The sequence below is a fragment of the Mycolicibacter minnesotensis genome (assembly GCF_010731755.1).
Lineage (GTDB): Bacteria > Actinomycetota > Actinomycetes > Mycobacteriales > Mycobacteriaceae > Mycobacterium > Mycobacterium minnesotense.
In genome coordinates this window covers 329,217-353,094 of record NZ_AP022589.1, presented here as the reverse complement: position 1 = coordinate 353,094, position 23,878 = coordinate 329,217, and the positions used below count along the sequence as shown (strand labels likewise).

The 23,878-nt window shown below is 67.4% G+C and carries 24 protein-coding genes; 19 read left to right on the top strand and 5 right to left on the bottom strand.

What is annotated here, in order from left to right; translation table 11 throughout:
- Positions 1–2 precede the first annotated feature (2 nt).
- Genes G6N09_RS01795 through G6N09_RS01785 form a run of 3 tightly spaced genes read left to right on the top strand, consistent with a single transcriptional unit; the run spans position 3 to position 3,357 of the window.
- Positions 3–761, top strand: a complete 759-nt coding sequence (locus G6N09_RS01795; protein WP_083024208.1) for a DUF1989 domain-containing protein — start codon at positions 3–5, stop codon at positions 759–761.
- Entirely contained in the window at positions 758–1,375 is a 618-nt protein-coding gene (locus G6N09_RS01790) for an urea amidolyase associated protein UAAP2 (protein WP_083024205.1), read from the top strand. The genes G6N09_RS01795 and G6N09_RS01790 overlap by 4 nt, the downstream gene beginning before the upstream one ends.
- Positions 1,372–3,357, top strand: a complete 1,986-nt coding sequence (locus G6N09_RS01785; protein ID WP_083024204.1) for a 5-oxoprolinase/urea amidolyase family protein — start codon at positions 1,372–1,374, stop codon at positions 3,355–3,357. The genes G6N09_RS01790 and G6N09_RS01785 overlap by 4 nt, the downstream gene beginning before the upstream one ends.
- Here the strand turns inward: G6N09_RS01785 and G6N09_RS01780 are convergent.
- Both G6N09_RS01780 and purU read right to left on the bottom strand, forming a co-directional pair.
- The gene (locus G6N09_RS01780) at positions 3,354–3,908 is read right to left on the bottom strand and encodes a DUF4334 domain-containing protein (RefSeq protein ID WP_083024201.1); all 555 of its coding nucleotides are present in this window, start codon (positions 3,906–3,908) and stop codon (positions 3,354–3,356) included. The two genes, G6N09_RS01785 and G6N09_RS01780, sit on opposite strands and share 4 nt — an antisense overlap.
- A gap of 41 nt (positions 3,909–3,949) precedes the next feature.
- Entirely contained in the window at positions 3,950–4,882 is a 933-nt protein-coding gene (gene purU, locus G6N09_RS01775) for a formyltetrahydrofolate deformylase (protein ID WP_234806951.1), read from the bottom strand.
- A gap of 143 nt (positions 4,883–5,025) precedes the next feature.
- Between purU and sepIVA the strand changes: the two genes are divergently transcribed.
- The 4 genes from sepIVA to mutM are packed head-to-tail and all read left to right on the top strand — an operon-like array spanning position 5,026 to position 7,960.
- Positions 5,026–5,763, top strand: a complete 738-nt coding sequence (gene sepIVA / locus G6N09_RS01770) for a cell division protein SepIVA (protein WP_083024198.1) — start codon at positions 5,026–5,028, stop codon at positions 5,761–5,763.
- Between the two features lie 39 nt (positions 5,764–5,802).
- Positions 5,803–6,411, top strand: a complete 609-nt coding sequence (locus G6N09_RS01765) for a YceD family protein (RefSeq protein WP_083024196.1) — start codon at positions 5,803–5,805, stop codon at positions 6,409–6,411.
- The gene (gene rnc / locus G6N09_RS01760; RefSeq protein WP_083024194.1) at positions 6,408–7,112 is read left to right on the top strand and encodes a ribonuclease III; all 705 of its coding nucleotides are present in this window, start codon (positions 6,408–6,410) and stop codon (positions 7,110–7,112) included. Before G6N09_RS01765 ends, rnc begins: the two co-directional genes overlap by 4 nt.
- 2 nt (positions 7,113–7,114) lie before the next feature.
- Positions 7,115–7,960: a bifunctional DNA-formamidopyrimidine glycosylase/DNA-(apurinic or apyrimidinic site) lyase gene (mutM, locus tag G6N09_RS01755; protein ID WP_083024192.1), complete on the top strand. Its 846-nt coding sequence runs from the start codon at positions 7,115–7,117 to the stop codon at positions 7,958–7,960.
- 21 nt (positions 7,961–7,981) lie between these two features.
- Here the strand turns inward: mutM and G6N09_RS01750 are convergent, their stop codons facing one another.
- Positions 7,982–8,755: a PIG-L deacetylase family protein gene (locus tag G6N09_RS01750; protein WP_083024189.1), complete on the bottom strand. Its 774-nt coding sequence runs from the start codon at positions 8,753–8,755 to the stop codon at positions 7,982–7,984.
- Positions 8,756–8,787: 32 nt separating this feature from the next.
- Positions 8,788–9,417: a DJ-1/PfpI family protein gene (locus G6N09_RS01745; RefSeq protein ID WP_083024187.1), complete on the bottom strand. Its 630-nt coding sequence runs from the start codon at positions 9,415–9,417 to the stop codon at positions 8,788–8,790.
- 125 nt (positions 9,418–9,542) lie between these two features.
- On the opposite strand from G6N09_RS01745, the gene G6N09_RS01740 reads away from it, so the two are divergent.
- The 8 genes from G6N09_RS01740 (at position 9,543) to G6N09_RS01705 (ending at position 17,796) form a co-directional block, all read left to right on the top strand.
- Entirely contained in the window at positions 9,543–9,959 is a 417-nt protein-coding gene (locus G6N09_RS01740; RefSeq protein WP_083024185.1) for an OsmC family protein, read from the top strand.
- Positions 9,946–10,227: an acylphosphatase gene (locus G6N09_RS01735; RefSeq protein WP_083024183.1), complete on the top strand. Its 282-nt coding sequence runs from the start codon at positions 9,946–9,948 to the stop codon at positions 10,225–10,227. The genes G6N09_RS01740 and G6N09_RS01735 overlap by 14 nt, the downstream gene beginning before the upstream one ends.
- Positions 10,228–10,246: 19 nt before the next feature.
- Positions 10,247–13,837 carry a chromosome segregation protein SMC gene (gene smc, locus G6N09_RS01730; RefSeq protein WP_083024181.1) on the top strand — a complete coding sequence of 1,197 codons (3,591 nt, stop codon included), beginning with the start codon at positions 10,247–10,249 and terminating at the stop codon, positions 13,835–13,837.
- A 34-nt stretch (positions 13,838–13,871) separates the two neighbouring features.
- Positions 13,872–15,128 (top strand): signal recognition particle-docking protein FtsY, encoded by a 1,257-nt coding sequence (gene ftsY, locus G6N09_RS01725; RefSeq protein WP_234806950.1) that lies wholly within the window; start codon positions 13,872–13,874, stop codon positions 15,126–15,128.
- Between the two features lie 56 nt (positions 15,129–15,184).
- A complete protein-coding gene (locus tag G6N09_RS01720) occupies positions 15,185–16,162 on the top strand; it encodes a glycoside hydrolase family 6 protein (protein ID WP_083024177.1) in 978 nt (325 codons plus the stop codon).
- A 79-nt stretch (positions 16,163–16,241) separates the two neighbouring features.
- On the top strand, positions 16,242–16,610 hold the full coding sequence (locus tag G6N09_RS01715) for a SpoIIAA family protein (RefSeq protein WP_083024175.1): 369 nt from the start codon (positions 16,242–16,244) through the stop codon (positions 16,608–16,610).
- 46 nt (positions 16,611–16,656) lie between these two features.
- Positions 16,657–17,376 carry an NUDIX hydrolase gene (locus G6N09_RS01710; protein WP_083024173.1) on the top strand — a complete coding sequence of 240 codons (720 nt, stop codon included), beginning with the start codon at positions 16,657–16,659 and terminating at the stop codon, positions 17,374–17,376.
- A 36-nt stretch (positions 17,377–17,412) separates the two neighbouring features.
- Positions 17,413–17,796 (top strand): DUF4267 domain-containing protein, encoded by a 384-nt coding sequence (locus G6N09_RS01705; RefSeq protein ID WP_083024171.1) that lies wholly within the window; start codon positions 17,413–17,415, stop codon positions 17,794–17,796.
- Positions 17,797–17,897: 101 nt separating this feature from the next.
- Here G6N09_RS01705 and G6N09_RS01700 read toward each other — a convergent pair whose 3' ends face one another.
- Positions 17,898–18,674: an SDR family oxidoreductase gene (locus G6N09_RS01700; protein ID WP_083024169.1), complete on the bottom strand. Its 777-nt coding sequence runs from the start codon at positions 18,672–18,674 to the stop codon at positions 17,898–17,900.
- A 204-nt stretch (positions 18,675–18,878) separates the two neighbouring features.
- Between G6N09_RS01700 and G6N09_RS01695 the strand changes: the two genes are divergently transcribed.
- The 4 genes from G6N09_RS01695 to G6N09_RS01680 all read left to right on the top strand — a co-directional run bounded on the left by G6N09_RS01695 (position 18,879) and on the right by G6N09_RS01680 (position 23,703).
- A complete protein-coding gene (locus G6N09_RS01695; RefSeq protein ID WP_234806949.1) occupies positions 18,879–20,219 on the top strand; it encodes a PE-PPE domain-containing protein in 1,341 nt (446 codons plus the stop codon).
- Positions 20,220–20,267: 48 nt separating this feature from the next.
- Positions 20,268–21,809, top strand: coding sequence for a hypothetical protein (locus G6N09_RS20200; RefSeq protein WP_163752622.1), 1,542 nt, complete (start codon positions 20,268–20,270; stop codon positions 21,807–21,809).
- A gap of 174 nt (positions 21,810–21,983) precedes the next feature.
- Positions 21,984–23,459 carry an ammonium transporter gene (locus G6N09_RS01685; protein ID WP_083024164.1) on the top strand — a complete coding sequence of 492 codons (1,476 nt, stop codon included), beginning with the start codon at positions 21,984–21,986 and terminating at the stop codon, positions 23,457–23,459.
- On the top strand, positions 23,365–23,703 hold the full coding sequence (locus G6N09_RS01680; RefSeq protein ID WP_046191364.1) for a P-II family nitrogen regulator: 339 nt from the start codon (positions 23,365–23,367) through the stop codon (positions 23,701–23,703). Before G6N09_RS01685 ends, G6N09_RS01680 begins: the two co-directional genes overlap by 95 nt.
- Positions 23,704–23,878: the final 175 nt, after the last annotated feature.

Sequence of the window (23,878 nt, the reverse complement as noted above, 5' to 3'; positions counted from 1 at the left end):
TCATGGACAACGCACGCACCGATTCCACCGATGGCGCACGCCAGCATGCCCGCGCTCAGGCGCAGCATGCGTCGATGCGCATACCGGCTGCCCCGGACTGCGTCGACCCGGCGACGATGATCTGGGCCGAGTCGATCCCGGCGAACGGTTACGCCACCACGGTGCTGGCCCGCGGCAGCCGGATCCGGCTAATCGACACCGAGGGCGGCGCGTGCGCGAATCTGCTGCTGTACCGCGCCGAGGCGCCTTGGGAGCGGCTCAACGTCGCCGACACCATGAAGGTGCCGTGGCAGGCCTATCTCGGCGTTGGAACTCCGCTGTTGTCCGATCAGGGGCGGGTGCTGGCGACTGTTGTCGCCGACTCCTCGGGGCGCCACGACATGCTCTGCGGCCCGGACGCCACCGGCCGCCAATTGCTACTGCTGGGCGCGATCAAACACGGTATGGGAATTCGAGACGTGGCGCCGTCGGTTTCACTGTTCCGCGGAGTACGCGTTGACCCCGTCAGCGGCTCATTGGAATTCACCGGGTCTGCGGGGCCCGGCGCCGCGGTCGACCTGCTGATCCACCTTCCGGTGGTGCTGGTGGTCGCCAATGCCGCGCATCCGCTGGATCCCGACCCGCCGTCCACCGAGTTGCACGTGCTCGGTTGGCAGGCCAGCGAGCAGTTGGCCGACCGGGCCAACTGGGACCCGGAATACCTACGCGCGGTGCAGAACACGGAGTCGGCCTGGGCCGCCGGATCGGGGAAACACTCATGACGAACCAATCGCAGCTCATCTCTGACGAGGTGGTGGCGGCCCGGGCGCCCTGGTCGGCAGTGTTGCGCGCCGGCGACCTGCTGCAGATCATCGATCTGCACGGGAACCAGGCTGTGGACTGCCTGCTCTACGACGCCGCCGACCACTCCCGCCGCTACAGTGCCCAGGCCACCGTCGCCGCAGCGCGCAACATCTTCTTGAGCACCGAATCGGTGCTGCGCAGCGCCGACGGCACTGCCCTGATGACCGTGGTCGCCGATGATGTCGGCAACCACGACACCATCGCCGGAGCGTGCTCGCAGGAATCCAACACCCTGCGCTACGGGCACCACACGGCCCACCAGCACGCGTGCGTGGAGAACTTCCTCGCCGAGGGAGCCCGGTGGGGTCTGGGCAAACGCGACATCGTCTCCAACATCAACTGGTTCATGAACGTCCCCGTTGAAGCCGACGGCACGCTGGGCATCGTTGACGGCCTCTCAGCGCCGGGCAAGAGTCTGACCCTGCGCGCGGAGACCGACACACTGGTCCTGGTGTCGAACTGCCCGCAGGTCAACAACCCGTGCAACGGCTTTGAACCGACGCCGGTGCGGATGGTGATCACCCGAACATGATTGGCATCGAGGTGGTCTCCCCGGGCTTGTTCACCACGGTGCAGGACTGGCCCGGGCGGGTCGGCTACTGGCATGTCGGGGTGCCGCCGTCCGGGCCGATGGATGACCTGTCGTTTCGGGTCGGCAACCAGGTACTGGGAAATCCCGAGGGTGCGGCCGGTTTAGAGTGCACCAAAGCCGGACCTGCCCTGCGCTTTTCGAGCCCGGCCTGGGTCTGCGTCACCGGTGCCGCGGTGCCGGTCAGTCTGGACGGTGCTCCTGTTTCGCAATGGCAGTCGGTGCAGATTTCCGCCGGTGGACTGCTCGAGATCGGGGTGATTCCCGGGCCCGGAATGCGCTGCTACGTGCTGGTCGAGGGTGGCATCGCCGCGCCGGAATTCCTCGGCAGCGCGGCAACATTCACCCAGGGCATGTTCGGTGGCCACCACGGCCGGGCGCTGCGCGAATCGGATCGACTCAGCGCCGTCGGCCGAGGTGGTGCCCCACCGAAGCTCACGCGCGCCCCCGGCCAGATTCAGCCAAGCATCGGGCGGCGCTGGGAGCTCGCGGTGACCGAAGGGCCGCACGCCGTGCCGGAGTTCATGACCCGCGCCGACATGACTACCCTGACCACCACCGACTACACCGTGCACTTCAACTCCGACCGCACCGGTGTGCGGCTCGTCGGACCGAAGCCACGATGGGCCCGTCCCGACGGCGGCGACGCCGGCCTGCACCCGTCCAACATTCACGACACCGCGTACAGCATCGGTGCGCTGGACTTCACCGGTGACACTCCGATCCTGCTCGGTCCCGACGGGCCCAGTCTGGGCGGGTTCGTCTGCCCGGTGACAGTGGTACGTGGCGACCGATGGAAACTGGGCCAGCTCACACCCGGCGACACTGTGCGGCTGGTGCCGATCCGTGCCGACTATGCCCCATCGACGGCAGCGCTGAGTGTGCAACGGCGCGCGGCACTGCCCGTCGTGATCTCCCGCTCCGGCGACGGCGACGGCGGAGTGCTGCAGCGCTACACCGGCCGCGACGGGACGGCCGTTACCCTTCGGCGCGCCGGTGACTGCGGAGTTCTCCTCGAATACGGGCCGATGACACTGGATTTGGCGCTACGGGCGCGGGTACAGGTGCTCTACGACCAACTCCGTGAACGCGGGCTGCCCGGGCTGGCCGAACTGACTCCCGGTGTGCGATCACTACAGATCCAATTCGACCCCGACCAGTCCTCGTGTGCCGAGGTGATCGACGAGGTCGCCGCCATCGACGACGCGCTGCCGCCCTGCGATGAACTGGTGGTGCCGAGCCGCTCGGTGCACCTGCCGCTGAGCTGGGACGACCCCGCGACACACGAGGCCATTCGCCGCTACATGTACGGCGTGCGACCCGATGCGCCGTGGTGCCCGTCGAACATCGAATTCATCCGGCGCATCAACGGACTCGACGACATTGCGCGGGTGCACGACATCGTGTTCGACGCGCAGTACCTGGTGCTCGGCCTAGGTGATATCTACCTCGGCGCACCGGTGGCAACCCCGCTGGATCCCAGACACCGGCTGGTGACCACCAAATACAACCCCGCCCGCACCTGGACCCCGGAGAACGCCGTCGGGATCGGCGGCGCCTACCTATGCATCTACGGTATCGAGGGACCCGGCGGCTACCAGTTCGTCGGGCGCACCACCCAGGTGTGGAACCACCGGCACGCCACCACAGGCCTATTCGATCTTGAAACTCCGTGGCTGCTGCGCTACTTCGACCGCATAAGCTTCTATCCGGTGCACGCCGACGAGCTCCTAGAGCTGCGTGCCGACATGGCGGCCGGGCGTGGCCGGGTGAAGATAACCGACGGTGTGTTCTCGCTGCCGGCCTACCACCAGTTGTTGGACGGCAACGCCGAGAGCATCGCCGGATTCCGTCGGCAACAAACGGCCGCGTTCGCCGCGGAGCGCAATGCGTGGCACGAGTCCGGCGAAATCGCCTGCGGTTAAATCAGTTTCAGCGATTCGTCGCGGTACAGCACAAAGAAGTACGGCCAGGCCGAACCCCGCAGGTCCATCGCGCCGATCACCGCGTCATCGGAGAGTCGACGGAAGACGTCGTTGACCGGCGCCTGGTCGTAGACCATGGTGGCGCTGTCGACTCCGCGGTAGCGGGTGGTGCGCAGCCGAGCCCGAGGCGAGCGGGTCCGCAGCAGTGGTTGCAGGGTGTTGAGCTGTCCGAGAAACGAGCGCCTCTTCAGGGCTGGAAGCTTGGTCGCGGGTCCGAGGATGCTGAAGGCCAGCACCGGATTGAACGCCCACAGTGCGGATCCGTCGCGGGTGGGGAACAGCAGAGGATGCACGGTCTCAGCATTCACGAACTGCTTGCCCCACCAACCGGTGGCGGCCAGCAGGCCGTCCAGTAGATGACCGGTGGGCAGCTCGGCGCCGTGCCAGGTGCCGAACATGAACTCCGGATCCACCGGGTCTGCGGAGTCGAAGATCTCCAGAGCCTCGACGGTGGTCGTCGGCACGACGGGAAACAGTTCCTCCATGTGCATGCGCAACACCGTACGTGACAGCTGTCAACCGGGCGAGCGGCTTAGAGCACCACGGTTTCGTTGCCCACCCGCAGTACCCGGTCCTGGCAATGCCATTGCACCGCCCGCGACAGCACTGCCCGCTCGACGTCGGCACCTAAGCGCACCAGATCGGTGACGGTGTGGGTGTGGTCCACCCGTACCACGTCCTGTTCGATGATCGGCCCCTCGTCGAGCACGTCGGTGACGTAGTGCGCGGTGGCGCCGATCAATTTCACGCCGCGCTCCCGCGCCCGCTGATACGGCGCCGCGCCGATGAACGCCGGCAGAAAGGAATGATGGATGTTGATCAGCGGGCATCCCACCGACTCGATGAAATCGCCGGTGATGATCTGCATGTAGCGGGCCAGCACCACCAGATCCACGTTGCCGCAGAGCAACTGGAGCTGACGCTGCTCGGCCTCGGTGCGGATGTCGCGGGTTGCGGGAATATGGAAGAACGGCACCCCGAACGGGCGCACCTGCTCGGCCAGTTCCGGATGGTTGGAGATCACCATCACCACGTTCATCTCCAGCTCGCCGCGGCGGTTGCGCCACAGCAGATCCAGCAGGCAGTGGTCGGTCTTGGAGGCCATGATCGCCACCCGCTTGGGTTTGGCCGCCTCGGTGAATCGATAGTCCATCGCGAACCGCTGCGCCACGGTGGTGCCGAATTGCTCTTGCAGCCCGTCGAGGGCGGCCGGTAGCCCAGGTAGGTGAAAGATCGCGCGCTGCACGAAGGTTCCGTCTTCGGGCGCGGTCGAATGCTGATCGAGCGAGATGATGTTGGCTCCAGCTTCGGCCAGAAATGCACTGACCGCGGCGATGATGCCGTGACTGTCCGGGCAGCGCAGCAACAGTCGGCCGATGTCGCCGGCCTGATGACTGCCGGCCTGGTGCGGGTAGCCCGGCTGGACCTGCCCCGATGTCGCAGTACCCGCGGAACCGTGTGTCATGGCCGCCCTTCGCCGATCGCCGACTTCAACCGGTCAGGCTACCGGTGACCTGGACGAGAATCCGACACACCGGGCGACTAACACAGTCACACACGTAACACAGGGCACACTAGTAACAACAACGATGTCTGGAGGGTGCTGCCGTGTACCGAGTGTTCGAAGCCCTTGACGAGCTGGGATCCATTGTCGAAGAGGCCCGTGGCGTGCCGATGACGGCAGGTTGCGTGGTGCCCCGCGGCGATGTCCTGGAGTTGATCGACGACATCCGCGACGCCATCCCCGGAGAGCTGGACGACGCCCAGGACGTGCTCGACGCCCGCGACTCGGTGCTCAACGAGGCCAAGGAGCACGCCGAGTCCATGGTCGGCTCGGCCACCGCCGAAGCGGACTCGCTGGTCAGCCATGCGCGCGCCGAAGCCGACCGGCTGCTGGCCGACGCCAAGGGGCAGGCCGACCGGATGGTCGCCGAAGCGCGCGGACACAGTGAGCGGATGGTCGGCGAAGCCCGAGAGGAAGCAGCTCGGCTGAGCGCCACCGCCAAACGTGAGTTCGAGACCGCAACCAGCCGCGCGCAGGCCGAATGCGACCGGTTGGTCGAGAACGGTAACGCGGCCTACGAAAAGGCCGTGCAAGAAGGCATCAAGGAACAGCAGCGGCTGGTCTCGCAGAACGAGGTCGTGACATCCGCACGTGCCGAATCCACCCGGCTCATCGACTCGGCGCACGCCGAGGCCGACCGGATGCGCGGTGAATGCGACATCTACGTCGATGCCAAGCTGGCCGAGTTCGAGGACTTCCTCAACGGCACGCTGCGCTCGATCAACCGCGGCCGTCACCAACTGCGCACCGCCGCGGGCACTCACGACTACGCAACTCGCTGACCGGCGAACGCCACCTGAAGCGCTGCGTAGAATCGCGGCATGGCAAGGCACTCCGGCGCAGATATGAAGGCAGCGCGGCGAAAGCCGCCTGCGCCGTTCGTGGTCGACGTCTCCCGGCTCGGACGGCGGCCCGGGTCATTGATGCAGCTCCACGAACAGCGCACCAACCCCGCCCGCATCGGGCTGGATCTGGTTGCTATTCCGGTGGACGCCGCAGTGGAGCTGGACCTGCGGGTCGAGTCGGTGTCCGAGGGAGTCCTGGTCACCGGCGTGGTCTCAGCGCTCACCGACGGCGAATGCGCCCGCTGCCTGCAACCGGTGACCGGTGACATCGAGGTGGAGCTGACGGAATTGTTCGCCTACCCCGACAGCGCCACCGACGCCACCACCGACGAAGACGACATGGGCCGGGTCGTCGACGACACCGTGGACCTCGAACAGGTCATCGTCGACGCGGTCGGATTGGCTTTGCCGTTGTCCCCGCTGTGCGCACCCGACTGTCCGGGACTCTGCCCGGACTGCGGAGCGGCACTGGCCACCGCGGAACCCGACCACCATCACGACAAGATCGACCCGCGCTGGGCCAAGTTGGCGGGAATGGTCGCCTCCCAGGAGGAGACCGGGCGCAGCGACGACGGTGAGCGGTGAGCCGTCCGCGTCAGGCCCTGCTCGATGCGCTGGGCGTGGATCTTCCCGATGAGCTGCTCACGCTGGCCGTCACGCACCGCAGCTACGCCTACGAGCACGGCGGCCTACCCACCAATGAGCGGCTGGAGTTCCTCGGCGACGCCGTACTGGGCCTGACGATCACCGACGAGCTCTTCCACCGCCACCCAGACCGGCCCGAAGGCGACCTGGCCAAGCTGCGCTCCAGTGTCGTCAACACCTCGGCGCTGGCCGATGTCGCTCGCGGGCTGACCGAGCACGGGCTAGGGGCACATCTGCTGCTCGGCAGGGGCGAGGAGAACACCGGCGGTGCCGATAAATCCAGCATCCTGGCCGACGGTATGGAATCGCTGCTTGGAGCGGTCTACCTGCAGCACGGAATCGACACCGCCCGACACGTCATCCTGCGCCTGTTCGGCGCGCTGCTCGACACCGTGGCGACCCTCGGCGCGGGCCTGGACTGGAAGACAAGCCTGCAGGAGCTGACCGCCGCTCGCGGCCTGGGTGTCCCGTCTTATCAGGTCAGCTCCACCGGACCCGACCACGACCGCGAGTTCACCGCCACGGCCGTGGTGGCAGACACCGCCTATGGCACCGGCGTCGGCCGGAGCAAGAAGGAAGCCGAGCAGAAGGCTGCGGCGGCAGCCTGGCAGGCACTGGAGGCTCTAGGGCCGCAGGCCTGACGATGCCTGAACTTCCCGAGGTCGAGGTGGTTCGGCGCGGTCTGGACAGGCACCTGGTCGGTCGCACGATCACCGCGGTGCGTGTGCATCACCTGCGGGCCGTTCGCCGGCATGAGGCCGGCCCCGCCGATCTGACCGGCCGGCTGCTGGGCGCGACAATCGCAGGTACGGACCGGCGCGGCAAATACCTGTGGCTGTTGCTGCACGGTGCCGCTGCCGACGAGGCGCTGGTGGTGCACCTCGGGATGAGTGGTCAGATGCTGTTGGGGGAGCTCGCCGACACCCGGCATCTGCGCATCGCTGCGCTGCTCGATGACGGTACGAAAGTCAGCTTCGTCGACCAGCGGACCTTCGGCGGGTGGCAGCTCACCGATCTGATCGAGGTGGACGGTGCCGTGGTGCCGCTGCCGGTCGCGCACCTGGCTCGCGATCCGCTGGACCCGCACTTCGACGCCGAATCGGTGGTCGAGGTCCTGCGCCGCAAGCACTCCGAGATCAAACGCCAGCTTCTCGACCAGACCGTGGTGTCGGGAATCGGCAATATCTACGCCGACGAGGCATTGTGGCGGGCCGGTATTCGGGGCACGCGCACGGCCGACAAACTGTCCCGGCCGCGGTTGCGGGCGCTACTGGGAGCTGCCGCGGACGTGATGAACGACGCGCTGGCCGCGGGAGGTACCTCGTTCGACTCGCTCTACGTCAACGTCAACGGTGAGTCCGGCTACTTCAGCCGGTCGCTGGACGCCTATGGCCGCGAAGACCAGCCGTGTCGGCGTTGTGGGACGCCGATCCGCCGGGCGAAATTCATGAATCGCTCGTCGTATTACTGCCCGAATTGCCAACGTTGAACTGACGACCGGATCAGGTCGTCAACCGAAGATGTCGCGGTGAACCCGGCCCGGTGGCAGCGCCGGATCCACGAACCATTCCCGGCCCAGCATCAGACCGGCCACTTGCGGCGGAAGTCGCATGAGTGCCCCGAACAGGCGCTCCACGGAAGCGCTCGCGCCGATCTGGGATCGGTGCGCGGCAAGGGCGTCTCGCTTTTGCCGGGCGTACCCAAACACGTTGATCCGGTGCGTGATACTCGCCTCCGGTGAGTAGGCGGTGCGCACCACTTCACGCCCATAGGGGGCCGGTAGCCGCAATGTATGGGCGACATGGGCGATCCGGGTCAGCATTTCCCGGGGCATGGTCGCTTCGAGGACTCGCGGGGTGGTCGCGATCTGCCTCGCCCGCTTTCCGACCTGATGAACTCGCACATGATCGCGATGGCCGTAGCCGCCGTTGGCCTGATAGCCCAGCAGCAGATCCGCGTCCTCCTCGCACAGGATCCGCGCCAGTCGCCGCGCCGCCTCCTCGGCGTCAGCCCGCGCGAACCTGACCCGACCCGGCGGGTCGGCAGGAAACTCCGGCCCGAATCCACTGTCTGCGTAACCCAGGCACTCGACGCGATGTACACCGAGAATGCCTGCACTTGAGTGCAATTCGGTCAGGCGATCAACGTCGTCGTTGCTGACGCGCCCGTCGGTCGCCGCCACGACGACCACTCGATGTCCTTCGGCGGCCGCCCGCGCCAGCGTGCCACCGGTCAGCACCACCTCGTCGTCGGGGTGAGCGTGGAACACGACGACGGTCGACATGATCCTTCCCCCGTCCCCAGCGGGCCGGCGCCTCAGCGCCGCAGCTGCGTGGTGCGTAGCCGAACTGCCTCGCCGGCCTTGGCCAGCGACCCGCAGTCGAACGGCGGCTGGGGGTCGTATTCGAGCTGCAGCTGGACCGCTTGGGCGGCCTCGGCGCCGGCGACGAGTTCGACGAGCCGCAGGGCCATATCGATGCCGCTGGAAACACCCGCCGAGGTGATGATCCGCTGCGGCAGATGCTCGACGACGCGCTCTTCGACATAGCGCGCGCCCAGGTGCTCCAGCAGCTCGACGGCCCCCCAATGAGTGGTCGCGGTCAGCCCGTCCAGCAACCCGGCAGCGGCCAGCAACAGCGACCCGGTACACACCGACGTCGTGAATCGGGTGTGGTGGTGTGCCGTGCTAATCCAATCCAGCAAGGTCGCGTCGTCGAGAAGCACCCTTGTCCCGATACCTCCGGGGACAACGACGACATCCGGTCTGGGCAGTTCCTCGAAGCTTGCGTCGCAGATCATGCCGAGCATGCCGTTATCGCTGCGAACTTCACCGCGACTGTGCCCGACGAAGAGCACATCGATATCGGGGATCCGCTGCAGGACCTCATACGGCCCGACCGCGTCCAATGCGGTGAACCGGGGAAACAGCGGAATCGCGACCTGCATGTCCAGCAGAGCCTACGCGCCCGAGCGTCGGTCGCCGAGCGTGTCGTAGGGACGAAAAGCGGGCAGCAATTTCGCGCTGAGTACACGTTGGGCGCTGGCAGGCCTGAGGCTGCCAAGATGTCCCTATGACGGAGTTGTGGGTGGAACGAACCGGTACCCGGCGCTACACGGGCCACAGTTCGAGGGGCGCGCAGGTGTTGATCGGCAGTGAAGACGTCGACGGCGTCTTCACCCCGGGTGAACTGTTGAAGATCGCATTGGCGGCGTGCAGCGGAATGTCCAGTGACGCACCGCTGTCCCGCCGCCTCGGCGACGACTATGCCGCGACGATTCGAGTGTCCGGGCCTGCCGATCGCGAGCAGGAGCGATACCCGCTGTTGGAAGAGGTTCTGGAACTGGACCTGTCGGATCTCGACGCGGCCGACCGGCAAAGGCTGCTGACGGTGCTCCGCCGCGCCATCGACCAGGTCTGCACCGTGGGCCGCACCCTGAAATCCGGCACCGAGGTCCGCTTCGAGATCGATTCCGGTGACCACTCCTGACGTCCGTCTCAACGCCTGGGTGCACGGCCAGGTCCAAGGCGTGGGTTTTCGGTGGTGGACGCGGTCGCGGGCACTGGAACTCGGCCTGACGGGATACGCCGCCAACCGCCCGGACGGTCGCGTGCACGTCGTCGCGCAGGGATCGCGCGCGGACTGCCAGCACCTGCTGGAACTGCTCCGGGGCGACGGCACCCCGGGCCGGGTGGACACCGTGGTTGCCGACTGGGCAGACGCCGGGGACCCGATCGACGGATTCGCCGAACGCTAGCCCGGTAGTCTCACACCCCGTGCACCTCAAGAGTCTGACGCTGAAGGGCTTCAAGTCCTTCGCCGCGCCGACGACTCTGCGCTTCGAACCGGGCATCACCGCGGTCGTCGGACCCAACGGGTCCGGCAAGTCCAACGTCGTCGACGCCCTGGCCTGGGTGATGGGGGAGCACAGCGCCAAGACCCTGCGCGGCGGCAAGATGGAAGACGTCATCTTCGCCGGCACCTCTTCGCGGGCCCCGCTCGGTCGCGCCGAGGTCACCGTGACCATCGACAACTCCGACAATGCCCTGCCGATCGAGTACGCCGAGGTGTCGATCACCCGGCGAATGTTCCGCGACGGGGCCAGCGAGTACGAGATCAACGGCGCGAGCTGCCGGTTGATGGATGTCCAGGAGCTGCTGAGCGACTCCGGCATCGGCCGCGAGATGCACGTCATCGTCGGGCAGGGCCGGTTGGCGCAGATCCTGGAGTCGCGGCCCGAGGACCGCCGGGCATTCATCGAAGAGGCCGCCGGGGTGCTCAAGCACCGCAAACGCAAGGAGAAGGCGGTTCGCAAGCTGGACGCGATGGCGGCCAACCTGGCCCGCCTGACCGACCTGACCACGGAGCTGCGCCGCCAGCTCAAGCCGCTGGGCCGCCAGGCCGAGGTGGCGCGGCGAGCGGCCACCATCCAGGCTGACCTACGCGACGCCAAGCTGCGGTTGACCGCCGACGACCTGGTCTCGCGGCAGGCCGAGTTCGCCGGCACCACCGACGCCGAGGCGACGCTGCGCCGCGAACATGACCTGATCACCGAGCGGCTCGCGGTGGCAGCCGAGGAACTGACTTCCCATGAGTCCGCGGTCGCCAGCCTGACCCAGCGCGCCGAGGCTGCCCAACAGACCTGGTTCTCGCTCTCGGCGCTTGCCGAACGGGTCAGCGCCACGGTCCGCATCGCCAGCGAACGGGCACACCATCTCGATGACGAGCCCATCACCACCGGCGGAGTCGATCCAGACGCCCTGGAGGCGGAAGCCGAGCAGGTGGCAGCGGCCGAACAGCAGCTGCTGGCCGAGCTGGCCGAGGCCGGCATCCGGCTGGAGGCGGCCCGCGCAGAGTTGGCCGAGCGCGAGCGGCGCAGCACCGAGGCGGAGAAGGCGCATCTGGCCGCAGTCCGAGCCGAAGCCGATCGGCGCGAGGGTCTGGCCCGGCTGACCGGCCAGGTGGAGACGATTCGGGCCCGGGTCGAGTCGATCGACACCAATGTCGGGCAGTTGTCCACGCGTATCGAGGAGGCCGCTACCCGCGCTCAGACTGCGCAGGCCGAGTTCGAAACCGTCCAGGGCCGAGTCGCCGAGCTCGATCAGGGCGAAGTTGGGCTCGACGAGCACCACGAGCGGACCGTCGCGGCGTTGCGGCTGGCCGATCAGCGCGTTTCCGAACTGCAGGCGGCCGAGCGAAGCGCTGAGCGGCAGGTGGCTTCGCTGCACGCGCGCATCGAGGCGTTGTCGATGGGGCTGGAACGCCGAGACGGCGCCGCCTGGCTCACGGCCAACCACAGCGGACCCGGGCTCTTCGGGTCGATCGCGAAGCTGGTCAAGGTGCGCTCAGGGTATGAGTCCGCGCTGGCCGCGGTCCTCGGCTCGGCCGCCGACGCGCTGGCCGCAGAGAACGCCGGCGCCGCCCGCTCGGCGCTGAACGCACTGAAGACCGGGGACGGTGGCCGGGCCGCGATCGTCTTGGGAGACTGGCCGCTGCCTGCCCCCGAACAGCGTGCGACGCTCCCCGACGGGGCACTGTGGGCAGTGGACCTGATCGACGCACCGGAGCGGTTGCGTGGCGCGATGACGGCGATGCTGTCGGCGGTCGCGGTGGTCGCCGATCTGCCCGCAGCGCTGGATCTGGTGGCGGAGCGGCCCGGAGTCCGTGCAGTCACGCTGGACGGCGACCTGGTGGGCGCGGGATGGGTCAGTGGTGGTTCGGACCGCAAACCGTCCACCTTGGAGATCAACAGCGAGATCGACAAGGCCCGCGGCGAACTGGCCGCCTCCGAGACACAGGTCGGCGAACTGGGCGCCGCCCTTTCCGGTGCACTGGCCGAGCAGGCCGCGCGCCGCGACGTCGCCGAGCAGGCGTTGGCCGCGCTCAACGAGTCCGACGCCGCGATCGCCGCCACCCACGAGCAGCTGGGCCGTCTCGGGCACGAGGCCCGCGCCGCCGACGCCGAGTGGCGCCGGCGGCTGCGCGAGCGTGACGAACTGGAGGCCGGCCGGGCACAGACCGTGACCGAGCTGGGCGAACTCGAGGCCCGGCTGCGCAATGCCGAAGAGGATCAGCCGACCACCACCGCCGAGCCGGTGGACCGCCAGCAGATCGCGGCCGCCGCGGAGGCCGCCCGCGGCATCGAGGTGGAGGCCAGGCTGGCGGTGCGTACCGCCGAGGAACGTGCCAATGCGGTGCGCGGCAAAGCCGACTCCCTGCGCCGGGCGGCCTCCGCCGAGCGCGAGGCGCGGATCCGGGCCGAGCAGGCGCGCGCTGCACGTGCCCGCGCGGCCACGACGGCCGCCGCGGTGGCCGAAGCGGGCAGCGCACTGGCTCGGCGCCTGCAACACGTGGTGACCGCAGCGGCACGGATCCGCGACGGGCTCGCCGGTGAACGTCAGCAGCGGGCCGGTGCGTTGGTCGCCGTCCGTGACGAGGTGAACTCGCTGAGTACCCGGCTGAGCGCGCTCACCGAGTCACTGCACCGCGACGAGGTCGCCAAGGCGCAGGCGGCATTGCGCATCGAGCAACTCGAGCAGACGGTGCTCGAACAGTTCGGCATGAGTTCGGCAGACCTGATCGCCGAATACGGTCCAGACGTCGCGCTTCCGCCGACGGAATTGGAGATGGCCGAGTTCGAGCAGGCTCGAGAACGCGGCGAACAGGTCACCGCACCCGCCCCGATGCGGTTCGACCGCGCCACCCAGGAACGCCGGGCCAAACGCGCCGAACGCGAGCTCGCCGAGCTGGGCCGGGTCAACCCGCTGGCTCTCGAGGAGTTCGCCGCGCTCGAGGAGCGCTACAACTTCTTGTCCACGCAGCTCGAAGACGTCAAAGGGGCCCGCAAGGATCTCCTCGATGTGGTGGCCGAGGTCGACACACGCATCCTGCAGGTGTTCACCGACGCCTACGCCGATGTGGAGCGCGAGTTCACTGAGGTGTTCGCTGCGCTGTTCCCCGGCGGGGAGGGCAGACTGCTGCTGACCGACCCCAGCGACATGCTGACCACCGGGGTCGACGTCGAAGCCCGTCCGCCCGGCAAGAAGGTCAAGCGGCTGTCGTTGCTGTCCGGTGGGGAGAAATCGCTGACGGCCATCGCGATGCTGGTGGCGATCTTCCGGGCCCGCCCGTCGCCGTTCTACATCATGGATGAGGTCGAGGCCGCACTCGATGACACCAACCTGCGCCGGTTGCTGGCGCTGTTTGAAATGCTGCGGGCCCGCTCGCAGCTCATCGTCATCACCCATCAGAAGCCCACCATGGAGGTCGCCGACGCCCTGTACGGGGTGACCATGCAGGGCGACGGGATCACCGCGGTGATCTCGCAGCGCATCCGGGGCGAGGAGCTTGTTTCCAGCTCGTCGTGAACCCGGCTAAGTCGCTGCTGCCACAATGACAGTCGTGTCGTCTCAATATCTCGTGATCGCCGCGGCGGTCGTTGTCGTGCTGGGCCTCATCGGTGCGCTGGTCTGGGGCCTGGTACGCCATCGGCGGGGCCGGATCAGTCTGTCTGCGCCGCAACGCGAGAGCCTGGACCGCTCCGGCGGCTACGCGGCCTCTTCGGGCATCGCGTTCAGTCGGGCCGAGACGCTGGAGCCGGATGAGGCGCCGGCCCCCGTCATCGGAGACGACGCGACCATTCCGCGTGACGCGCCCCGGCGCACCATCACCGACGTCGAACTGCCCGAAACCGCCCCTGAATCGGTAGCCGTCGAGCCCGCTGCCGAGCCGGACATCGAGCCCGTGGCAGGCCGGATGGACCGATTGCGTGGTCGGCTGGCCAAATCGCAGGGCGCATTGGGACGCAGTGTGCTCGGGCTGCTCGGCGGCGGTGATCTCGACGATGACTCCTGGCAGGACGTCGAGGACACCTTGCTGGTGGCTGATCTGGGTCCCGTGGTCACCGAATCGGTGGTGACTCAGCTTCGCGCGCGGCTGGCCGGCGGCCAGGTGCACACCGAGGAACAGGCGCGTGCCGTCCTGCGCGACGTTCTCATCGGCGAGCTGCAACCCGGCCTGGAGCGGTCCATTCGGGCATTGCCCCACGACGACCACCCCTCGGTGCTGCTGGTGGTGGGCGTCAACGGCACGGGCAAGACCACCACCGTCGGCAAACTGGCCCGGGTTTTGGTGGCCGACGGGCGTCGCGTGGTGCTGGGTGCGGCCGACACCTTTCGGGCCGCGGCGGCCGACCAGCTGCAGACCTGGGCGGCACGGGTGGGTGCGGAGGTGGTCCGCGGCGCCGAAGGCGCGGACCCGGCCTCGGTGGCGTTCGACACTGTCGACAAGGGCATCGCCGAGGGCGTTGATGTCGTGGTCATCGACACCGCGGGACGGCTGCACACCAAGACCGGGCTGATGGACGAGCTCGGCAAGGTCAAGCGCGTGGTGGAACGCCGGGCGGCCGTCGATGAGGTACTGCTGGTCCTCGACGCCACCATCGGGCAGAACGGCCTGGCCCAAGCTCGGGTCTTCGCCGACGTCGTCGACATCACCGGCGTGGTGCTGACCAAGCTGGACGGCACCGCCAAGGGCGGGATCGTCTTCCGGGTGCAGCAAGAGCTGGGTGTGCCGGTCAAACTGGTGGGGCTCGGTGAGGGCCCCGACGACCTGGCTCCGTTCGAGCCGGGCGCTTTCGTCGACGCGCTGCTGGGCTGAGCGTTCGGTGTTGACCGTGACCTTCTCGTGACCTTGGGACGGCCGTAGGGTAATTTTTGCCTGTGACCCCCTCACTGTTTGGTGCAGTCGCGCGCTGCGTCACCCCGCTCCTTGCTCTGGCGGCCCTGGCCGGCGCCGCCCCCGCCCAGGCCGACGGGGACAACCCGCTGGCCGGCCGGCCCTTCTACGTCGATCCGATCTCGAAGGCGATGCACGCGTCCAATGCGCAGCCGGACAGCGCCGAGCTGGCTCGGGTGGCCAACACTCCGCAGGCGTACTGGCTGGACCAGGCGTTTGGGGTGGGATCGGTCGGCTCGACGGTGGCGCGGCACACCGGCGCCGCCGCGGCGGCCGGCGCCATGCCGGTGCTGGTGCTCTACGCCATCCCGCACCGTGACTGTGGCAGCTACGCGGCGGGCGGATTCTCCTCCGGCGCGTCCTACCGCGCCTGGGTCGACAGCGTCGCTGACGGGATCGGCGGCAACCCGGCCGCGATCATCCTGGAGCCCGACGCGCTCGCGATGGCCGACTGCCTCTCCGGTGATGCGCGTCAGGAGCGCTACGACCTGATCAGCTACGCCGTAGACACGCTGGGCCGCAACCCGGCCACGGCCGTCTACGTCGACGCCGGCCACTCGCGTTGGGTCAGCGCCGGCGAGATGGCCAACCGGCTCAACGCGGCCGGTGTGGGGCGTGCGCGAGGCTTCTCCCTGAACAGCACGAACTACTTCACCACCGAAGAGGAAATCGGCTACGGCGAAGAGATCTCGGGCATGACCGGCGGAGCACACTACGTGGTCGATACCTCCCGCAACGGTGCCGGCCCTGCCGAAGGCGACCCCTACGGCTGGTGCAATCCCAGCGGGCGGGCCCTGGGTACACCGCCCACCGCGGACACGGCCGGGCAGCACGCCGACGCCTACCTGTGGGTCAAGCGGGTGGGGGAGTCCGACGGCAGCTGTGGTTCCGGTGAACCCGCCGCGGGTCACTTCGTCAGCGACTACGCCATCAATCTGGCGCGCAACGCGGGCTGACCCCTTGGCGGGGTGACCGAACCGCGTAGTCGGCGGGCCCGGACTACAGTGGCGGCATCGGCTGCAAGGGAGGTCTCCCATGATCGAGCTATTGCCGGACATGCCGCAGGGAGTAACCGGGATTCGCGTCTCGGGACGGCTTCGCGGCGACGAACTCCGCGAGATCAAGCCCGCACTGCACGAGCTTCTGCGGGACGGGGATGTGCGGATCGTCGAGGTCATCGACTCCGACTACGAGGGTTTCGGGCCCGGCGGGCTGGCCGAGGACATCAAACTCGGGCTGGGCGCGGTACTGCCGCATCACTCCGCCTTCAAACGCATCGCCGTGGTGTCTGACAAAGAGTGGGTCGCCCACGTGCTGCATGCGCTTGAGTGGATGATTCCCGGTGAGCTCGCGGTGTTCGGCCTCGGGGACGTTGAGCGTGCCAAGGAGTGGGCCGCGGGCTGAGCCAGGGAGGGTCGTCGCGGCAGCGCCCCGGTCGTAGGGTCAAGCGGTGACGATCAGCTATGACGAGGTGCTGCGGGAACGGATCCGGGCGCACCTGAACGCGCACGACCGCCGCGCCGTGGACGACCCGTCGAAGCGACGGGCTGCCGTAGCGGTGGTGATCGTGGATTCCGAAGTCGCCGAGGACAGGGTCGACCCCGCACACGTGGATGACTGGATGGCTGGGCGGTCGATGTCCGAGGCGGGCCTGGACGGGCGCATGGTCGATGTCTCCGGGGGTGCCGCCTTTCTCTTGTGCCGCAGAGCATCTCGTCTCACGTCGCATGCCGCTCAGTGGGCGCTACCCGGCGGCCGCCTTGATCCTGGCGAAACCGCGGTCGATGCCGCCCTGCGCGAACTGCACGAGGAGGTCGGCGTCCGGTTGTCCGACTCGGCTGTGCTGGGTGTACTGGACGACTATCCGACGCGTTCGGGATATGTGATCACACCGGTGGTGATCTGGGGTGGGGGTCGGCTCGATCTCCGTCCCGCGGCGGCGGAGGTGGTGGCGGTCTACCGCGTCGGGCTGCATCAGCTGCAACGCGATGATTCGCCGCGCTACGTCGGCATCCCCGAGAGCCCGCGTCCGGTCGTGCAGATCCCGTTGGGTAATGACCTCATTCATGCGCCGACGGGCGCGGTGCTGTTGCAGGTGCGGTGGCTGTGTCTGGAGGGCCGAGGCGACCGGGTCGATAATTTGGAGCAACCGGTGTTCGCCTGGAAGTAGTTTCGGCCGATGTCGCTGGGCCCTAGGCTGCGGTCCATGATCAAAGACCGTGCCGCGCTGATCGCGGGCAGTATCCGGCTGGCGTCGGGGATCTCGTTTCTCGCGGATCCTCTGCGGGCGAACCGGTGGTGGGGAGAGCCGGATGATCCGGGGCCTTCCGCGCGCCTGCTGCTTCGTTCGATGGGTTACCGCGACGCCCTGATCGGCGGACTACTGCTGACTGCGGCCTTGCGCGGCCGCGACACCCGCGGCTGGTTTCTGGCCTCCGGCGGTGCCGACGCGGCCGACCTGCTGGGCGGGATCAGCGTGCACGCCGACCTCAAGCGAGGACAGCAGATCGTCGGCATCGGTGGAGCTGTGGTCGGCGTCGGCGTCGGGCTCTGGGGTGCCACGCGCCGCCGCCCTGCGGCGGCCCCCTAGAACGGTACGTTCACGCCGACATTGGTGCTGAGATTGCGCCCAGGGCAGTGCATTTCGCGGTATTCGCGACCCTGGACGCAATCTCAACGTCAGGTGGGGGATTACTTCGGTGGCATCCGAATGCCACCGTCCACGCGGACGACTTCGGCATTCATGTAGGAGTTGGTGAGCAGCTCCACCACCATCGACGCCAGCTCTTCGGGCTTGCCCAGACGGTGCGGGAACAACACGGACTGCCCGAGCTTGGCCTTGAACGCCTCGGAGTCCGGGCCCTCGCCGTAAATCGGGGTGTCGATGAGGCCGGGAGCCACGGTGTTGACGCGGATCCCCGCCGCCGAGAGGTCGCGGGCTACCGGCAGGGTCAGGCCCACGACGCCGCCCTTGGACGACGAGTAGGCGGCCTGGCCGATCTGACCGTCGAATGCCGCCACGCTGGTCATGTTGACGATCGCGCCCCGCTCGCCGGTGTCGGTCAGCTCGTTGCGGCTCATTGCGGTGGCCGCGATCCGGATGCAGTCGAAGGTGCCGACCAGGTTGATCGCGAGCACCTTCTTGTACAGGTCCAGGTTGTGTGCCGACTCGAACTCGCCGTCCTTGCCGATGGTGCGCTGAGCCCAGCCGATACCGGCCGAGTTCACCAATGCCCGCAGCGGGCCGAGGTCCGTTGCGGTGTTGACCGCGTCGATGATCTGCTCGGTGCTGGTGACGTCGACGGACACGAACACGCCGCCGATCTCGCGGGCCAGTTCCTCGCCCTTGTCCGCCTGTAGGTCGGCGACGACGACCCGCGCGCCCCGGTCGGCCAACTGGCGGGCAGTGGCCGCGCCGATTCCTGATGCGCCACCGGTGACGATCGCGCTTGCTCCGTTAATATCCACGTGAGGAACCTTACTTGGACGGTGGTTCGCCTCCTGTTTCGGCCAAGCTGAAAGCTCGAATCATTATCAGCACGCAATAGAAGAGGTTATGTCAATCTGGGTTGGCTTTCCTGTGAACTAATGACTAAAACTGTTGCGGGTGATCTAATTTCGGGTGGGCCTCCGCGTTCAGCGGTGCGCTGAAGGGCATTTCAAGGGGTTTCCATGGCTGGTGTCGTCGCGATGACCGGTCCGCACGGGGGGCGTTCTCCCCGGCGTGGGCTAACGGTTCTCGGTCTCGTCGGAGTTCTCGTCGCAGCCGGAATGGTTGGGTGTGCCACGATCGCACCGACATCGTCGCGCGCAGCCGCCGCGGACGTGCAGCTGGCCGCCGGCGAGGTGGCGTTCGTCATGGGCGGCAGCGGTATTCCGTTGCCGTCGGCGGGTTACGTCAACGCCGCCGACCTGTTGTATCTCCAATCGCACGGCTTCACCGGAACCCCAGAGTCACTGTTCACGCCTCAGCTGTCCTTCCCGGGCAATCTCTCGATGGTTCAGGGCGCGCAGATTCTTGCCGATGCCATCAAGCAGCAGCTCGCCGTCGGAGAAGCCAACACCGACAACCCCGTCTATGTCTTCGGTTATTCGCAGAGTTCGGCGATGTCGTCGATGACCATGGAACAGCTCCGCCACGAGGGCGTCGCGCCCGAAGACGTTCATTTCGTGCTTGTGGGTAATTCCGCGAACCCGAACGGCGGCCTGCTTCAACTGCTCAACTTCTGGGGCGGGGACCTCACATTCTGGAACGGGATGACTCTGGGGCATCCGACCCCGGACTACTTCACCACCGACGTTTACACCCTGGAATACGACGGCTATGCCGACTTTCCGCGGTATCCGCTGAACCTGCTGGCCGATCTCAACGCCATCGTGGGGATGTTCTCGACCCACATCGGGTATTTCGGGCTCAGCGCCGACGATATCGCCAATGCGATTCAGCTGGAGACCACCGGCGACAGCCTGACGAACTACTACATCATCCCGAACGAGTCGCTGCCGCTGACCGACCTGTTGAAGCTCACCCCGGTCTGGGGCACCCCCCTGGCCGAGTTGTTGGAGCCGAGCATGCGCATCCTGGTCAACCTCGGCTACGGCAGCCTTACCGAAGGCTGGAATCAGGGCCCTGCCAACCAGCTGTCCTCTTTCAGTTTCGAGTTATTGCCCAGTCACATCAGCATGGAGCAGCTCAACGCGGCCCTGTCGGATGCGTGGTCGCAAGGTGTCCAGAACGCCTTCCGCGCGCTGCAGGATCCGGCCAACTACATATCCGGATCGTTTATGGAGCAGGAACCGTTCGCCACGTTGTGGAATGCGGCTCAGCGCGTGCTCCTCGACATCCAGAACCCCACCCCGTTCTTCGGTGGGCTGTTCGGCGGGTCGGCGATGGCGACCGAGCCCGCCGCCTCTGCGGAGTCCTGGAACTCCCTCGGATCCTTGTTGGACGGCCCAGCTGGCCTGTCCTGGATCGGCGATCTCCTCGGGCCCGACGCAATCGCGTCCGCCTAGGTCAGATCCGCCCGGTCAGTACGGATTAGTCGTAGAAAGGTCTCTTGCATGAATCGTCGCCTTCGCCGCAACGCCGGGCACCGTGGTCGTGGTTCGGTCGGCCGGATGAACCGGGCGGTCGGCGGTGCTGCGGCGGCGTTCACTCTGGCCCTGGCCCTGGCGCCGGTGGTGACCGCGCCGTCGGCAGGGGCGGACTTCGACTTCTTCGATCCCGCAACCTGGTTCGACCCCGCCGACCTCACGCCGGCAGGCGTCGAACTCGGTGACATCGGCCTGGCGAGCTTCGATCCGGACACCCTCGGCCTGGCGAGCTTCGACGCACTGGACCCGGCCGATTGGGCACAGCTCTATCAGGACAGCTTCTATCTGCCGATCCATGACTCATTGGAAGACTTCCTGCATTCCGCCGGCAATCAACTGGTGATCGACCTGATCAACACACCCTTCGTGTTGACGTTCGGCAGGTACCTGATCGGCGATGGAATCGATGGCTTCAACGGCCCCAACATCTCGCTGTTCGGTTGGCTCGGTTTCGGCAACCTCGGCGACGGCGGGTTCCTTTTCGGCGACGGCGGCGACGGTGCGGCCGGCGTAGCAGGAGTCAACGGTGGCGTCGGCGGTGACGGCGGCGACGCCGGATTGTTCGGCAACGGCGGCGCGGGTGGTCAGGGTGCGGCGGCTTATCTCGGTGCCGGCGGCGTGGTGATCGAGGCCGGCGCGGGTGGTCAGGGCGGCAACGGCGGCATGTGGTTCGGCGACGGTGGCGTCGGTGGTCGAGGTGGTACCGGCTTCTACGACACGTTCAACGGCACGTCGCTGGTATCACATGACGGGGGTACCGGCGGCGCCGGCGGTGACGCGGTCTCCGGGTGGGGCTTCGGAGGCACCGGTGGTCGAGGTGGTTCCGGATGGGCCGGGGTCAACGGTCCCTATGTGACCGCCCTGCACGGCGGTGACGGCGGCAACGGCGGGGTCGGCGGCAACGCTGGGTGGCTCCTGGGCTTCAGCGGAAACGGCGGTGCCGGCGGTCTCGGTGGGGTTGGCGCGGCAGGGGCCGCCGGAACGGCCAGCCAGCCACTGGGTGGCAACGGCGGAGACGGCGGAGACGGCGGACAGGGCGGTGCGGCCGGAGTCGGCGTGGGATGGCTCGGCGGAGCAGGGCAGGCCGGCGCCGATGGCGACGGCGGCGCCGGTGGCGCGGGTGGCGCAGGCCTGAGCAACCCGTTCGGCACCGGGGGGCACGGCGGCAACGGCGGCTCCGGAGGGGCTGGGGGCAGTGGTATCAGTGGTGGAAACGGCGGTGCCGGGGGCATCGGCGGTGCCGGGGGCAGTGGCCGGTTCGGCGCGGACGGCGGGGACGGCGGCAATGGCGGCGCCGCTCCTGGCCAGCTCGGAAATTCCGGTGGCCGTGGCGGAAACGGTGGAGCCGGCGGTAACGGTTCTGTCGGTGCTGGTGGCGACGGCGGCGACGGTGGCGACGGCGGGACCACCGGAGGAACCCCCGGCACTCCGGGGCAGTCCGGCGCGCCCAACGTCAACGGTGCCGGGGGCGCCGGGGGAGCCGGGGGAGCACCCCAACCGCCCGCCTGACGGGTGCCGCTGAGGGCACCCTGAAAGCTTCCTTTCTGCTCGCCGGGTTGATTTCTGTGAGCAGGTGGTCACACATCCGCAACGGAGCGGCGTTCGAGCCGAAACAACTGTTGCGCATTGTTATGACCAGCCTGGTTCATATGGCAACCGGTCGCGGCAGAGGAGGTTTGGTGCATGGATCAGTTCCCGACGATGGGAGTGCCTGACACCGGTGACACTGCTTGGATGCTGATCAGCGCCGCCTTGGTGCTTTTGATGACGCCCGGTCTGGCGTTCTTCTATGGCGGCATGGTCAGAGTCAAGAGTGTTCTCAACATGATCATGATGAGCATCAGCGCCATGGGTGTGGTGACCATCCTGTGGGTGCTCTACGGATTTTCGCTCGCCTTTGGTGATGATGTCGGCAATTTCGCCGGAAATGTAAGTGACTACTGGGGCCTGAAAGGTCTGATCGGGATCGACGCGACAGCCGCCGATCCGGCCAGCGGAGCCGCCGCGGTGGAGATTCCGCTCATCGGATCGATCCCCGCAACGGTCTTTGTGGGCTTCCAGATGATGTTCGCGATCATCACGGTCGCATTGATCTCTGGAGCGGTGGCCGACCGAATGAAATTCGGCGCCTGGCTGCTGTTTTCCGCGCTGTGGGTCAGCGTCGTGTACTTCCCGGTGGCGCACTGGGTCTTCGCCTTCGACGACGGCACCGCGCCGCACGGCGGCTGGATCGCCAACAAGCTCCACGCGATCGACTTCGCCGGTGGTACAGCGGTCCATATCAATGCGGGTGTCGCCGCTCTGGTGCTGGCGATCGTCGTCGGCAAACGCCAAGGCTGGCCGACACTCCCGATACGGCCGCACAATCTTCCGTTGGTGATGCTCGGCGCCGGCTTGCTGTGGTTCGGCTGGTACGGATTCAACGCCGGGTCGGCGGGTAGCGCCAACGGCGTGGCCGGCTCGACCTTCGTCACCACAACGGTCGCCACCGCTGCCGCGATGTTGGGCTGGTTGCTCGCCGAGCGGATCCGAGACGGCCACGCCACCTTGCTGGGTGCAGCCTCGGGCATCGTGGCCGGCTTGGTGGCCATCACTCCCGCGTGTGCGTCGGTCGACGTCGTCGGTGCGCTGGTTGTGGGTGCTGTTGCCGGTGTCGCCTGTGCCCTGGCAGTGGGTCTGAAATACCGCTTCGGTTTCGACGACTCGCTCGATGTCGTCGGGGTGCACCTGGTGGGCGGGCTCGTCGGAACTTTGCTGATCGGCCTGGTTGCGGCGCCGACCACTGCTGCCATCTACGGAGAGTCCGACGTATCGCCCGGCCTGTTCTACGGCGGCGGTTTCGACCAGCTGTGGCGCCAGACCATCGGGGCGTCGAGTGTCCTGGTGTACTCGGCAGTGGCAACGACGATCTTGGCGCTGGCCCTGAAATACACCATCGGCCTGCGCGTGGACGCCGAGGATGAAGCGTCGGGCATCGATGAGGCCGAGCACATCCAAAGCGGATACGACTTCGCGGGCACCGGCAGTGCGGTTGTTGCTTACTCGGGTGAAGAGAGGAGAGAACATGAAGTTGATCACCGCGATCGTCAAGCCGTTCACGTTGGAGGACATCAAGACTGGGCTGGAAGAAGCCGGCGTGATGGGGATGACGGTCAGTGATGTCCAGGGTTACGGCCGGCAGAAGGGCCACACCGAGGTCTATCGAGGTGCTGAGTACTCGATCGACTTCGTCCCCAAGGTCCGGATCGAAGTCCTGGTCGACGACTTCGCGGTGGACAAGATCGTCGATGTCATCGTGCGGGGAGCACGGACCGGCAAGATCGGCGACGGCAAGGTGTGGGTCAGCCCGGTGGATTCGGTGGTCCGGGTACGCACCGGTGAACGCGGAGCCGATGCGGTGTGAGTCCGCACACCGATCCGAAGCGATCTAGCCGGCCATGAGCGCCACGGTGCCAGTCACGAGCCCCCGGCAGCGCCAACGCAGTTGCCCCGCACCCGACCTGGCTGCTGTACGCGCATCATTGCGATGCGCTACAGCAACCCAGTGGGATTCGGGCGCGCTGCGGACCGCCTGGCGG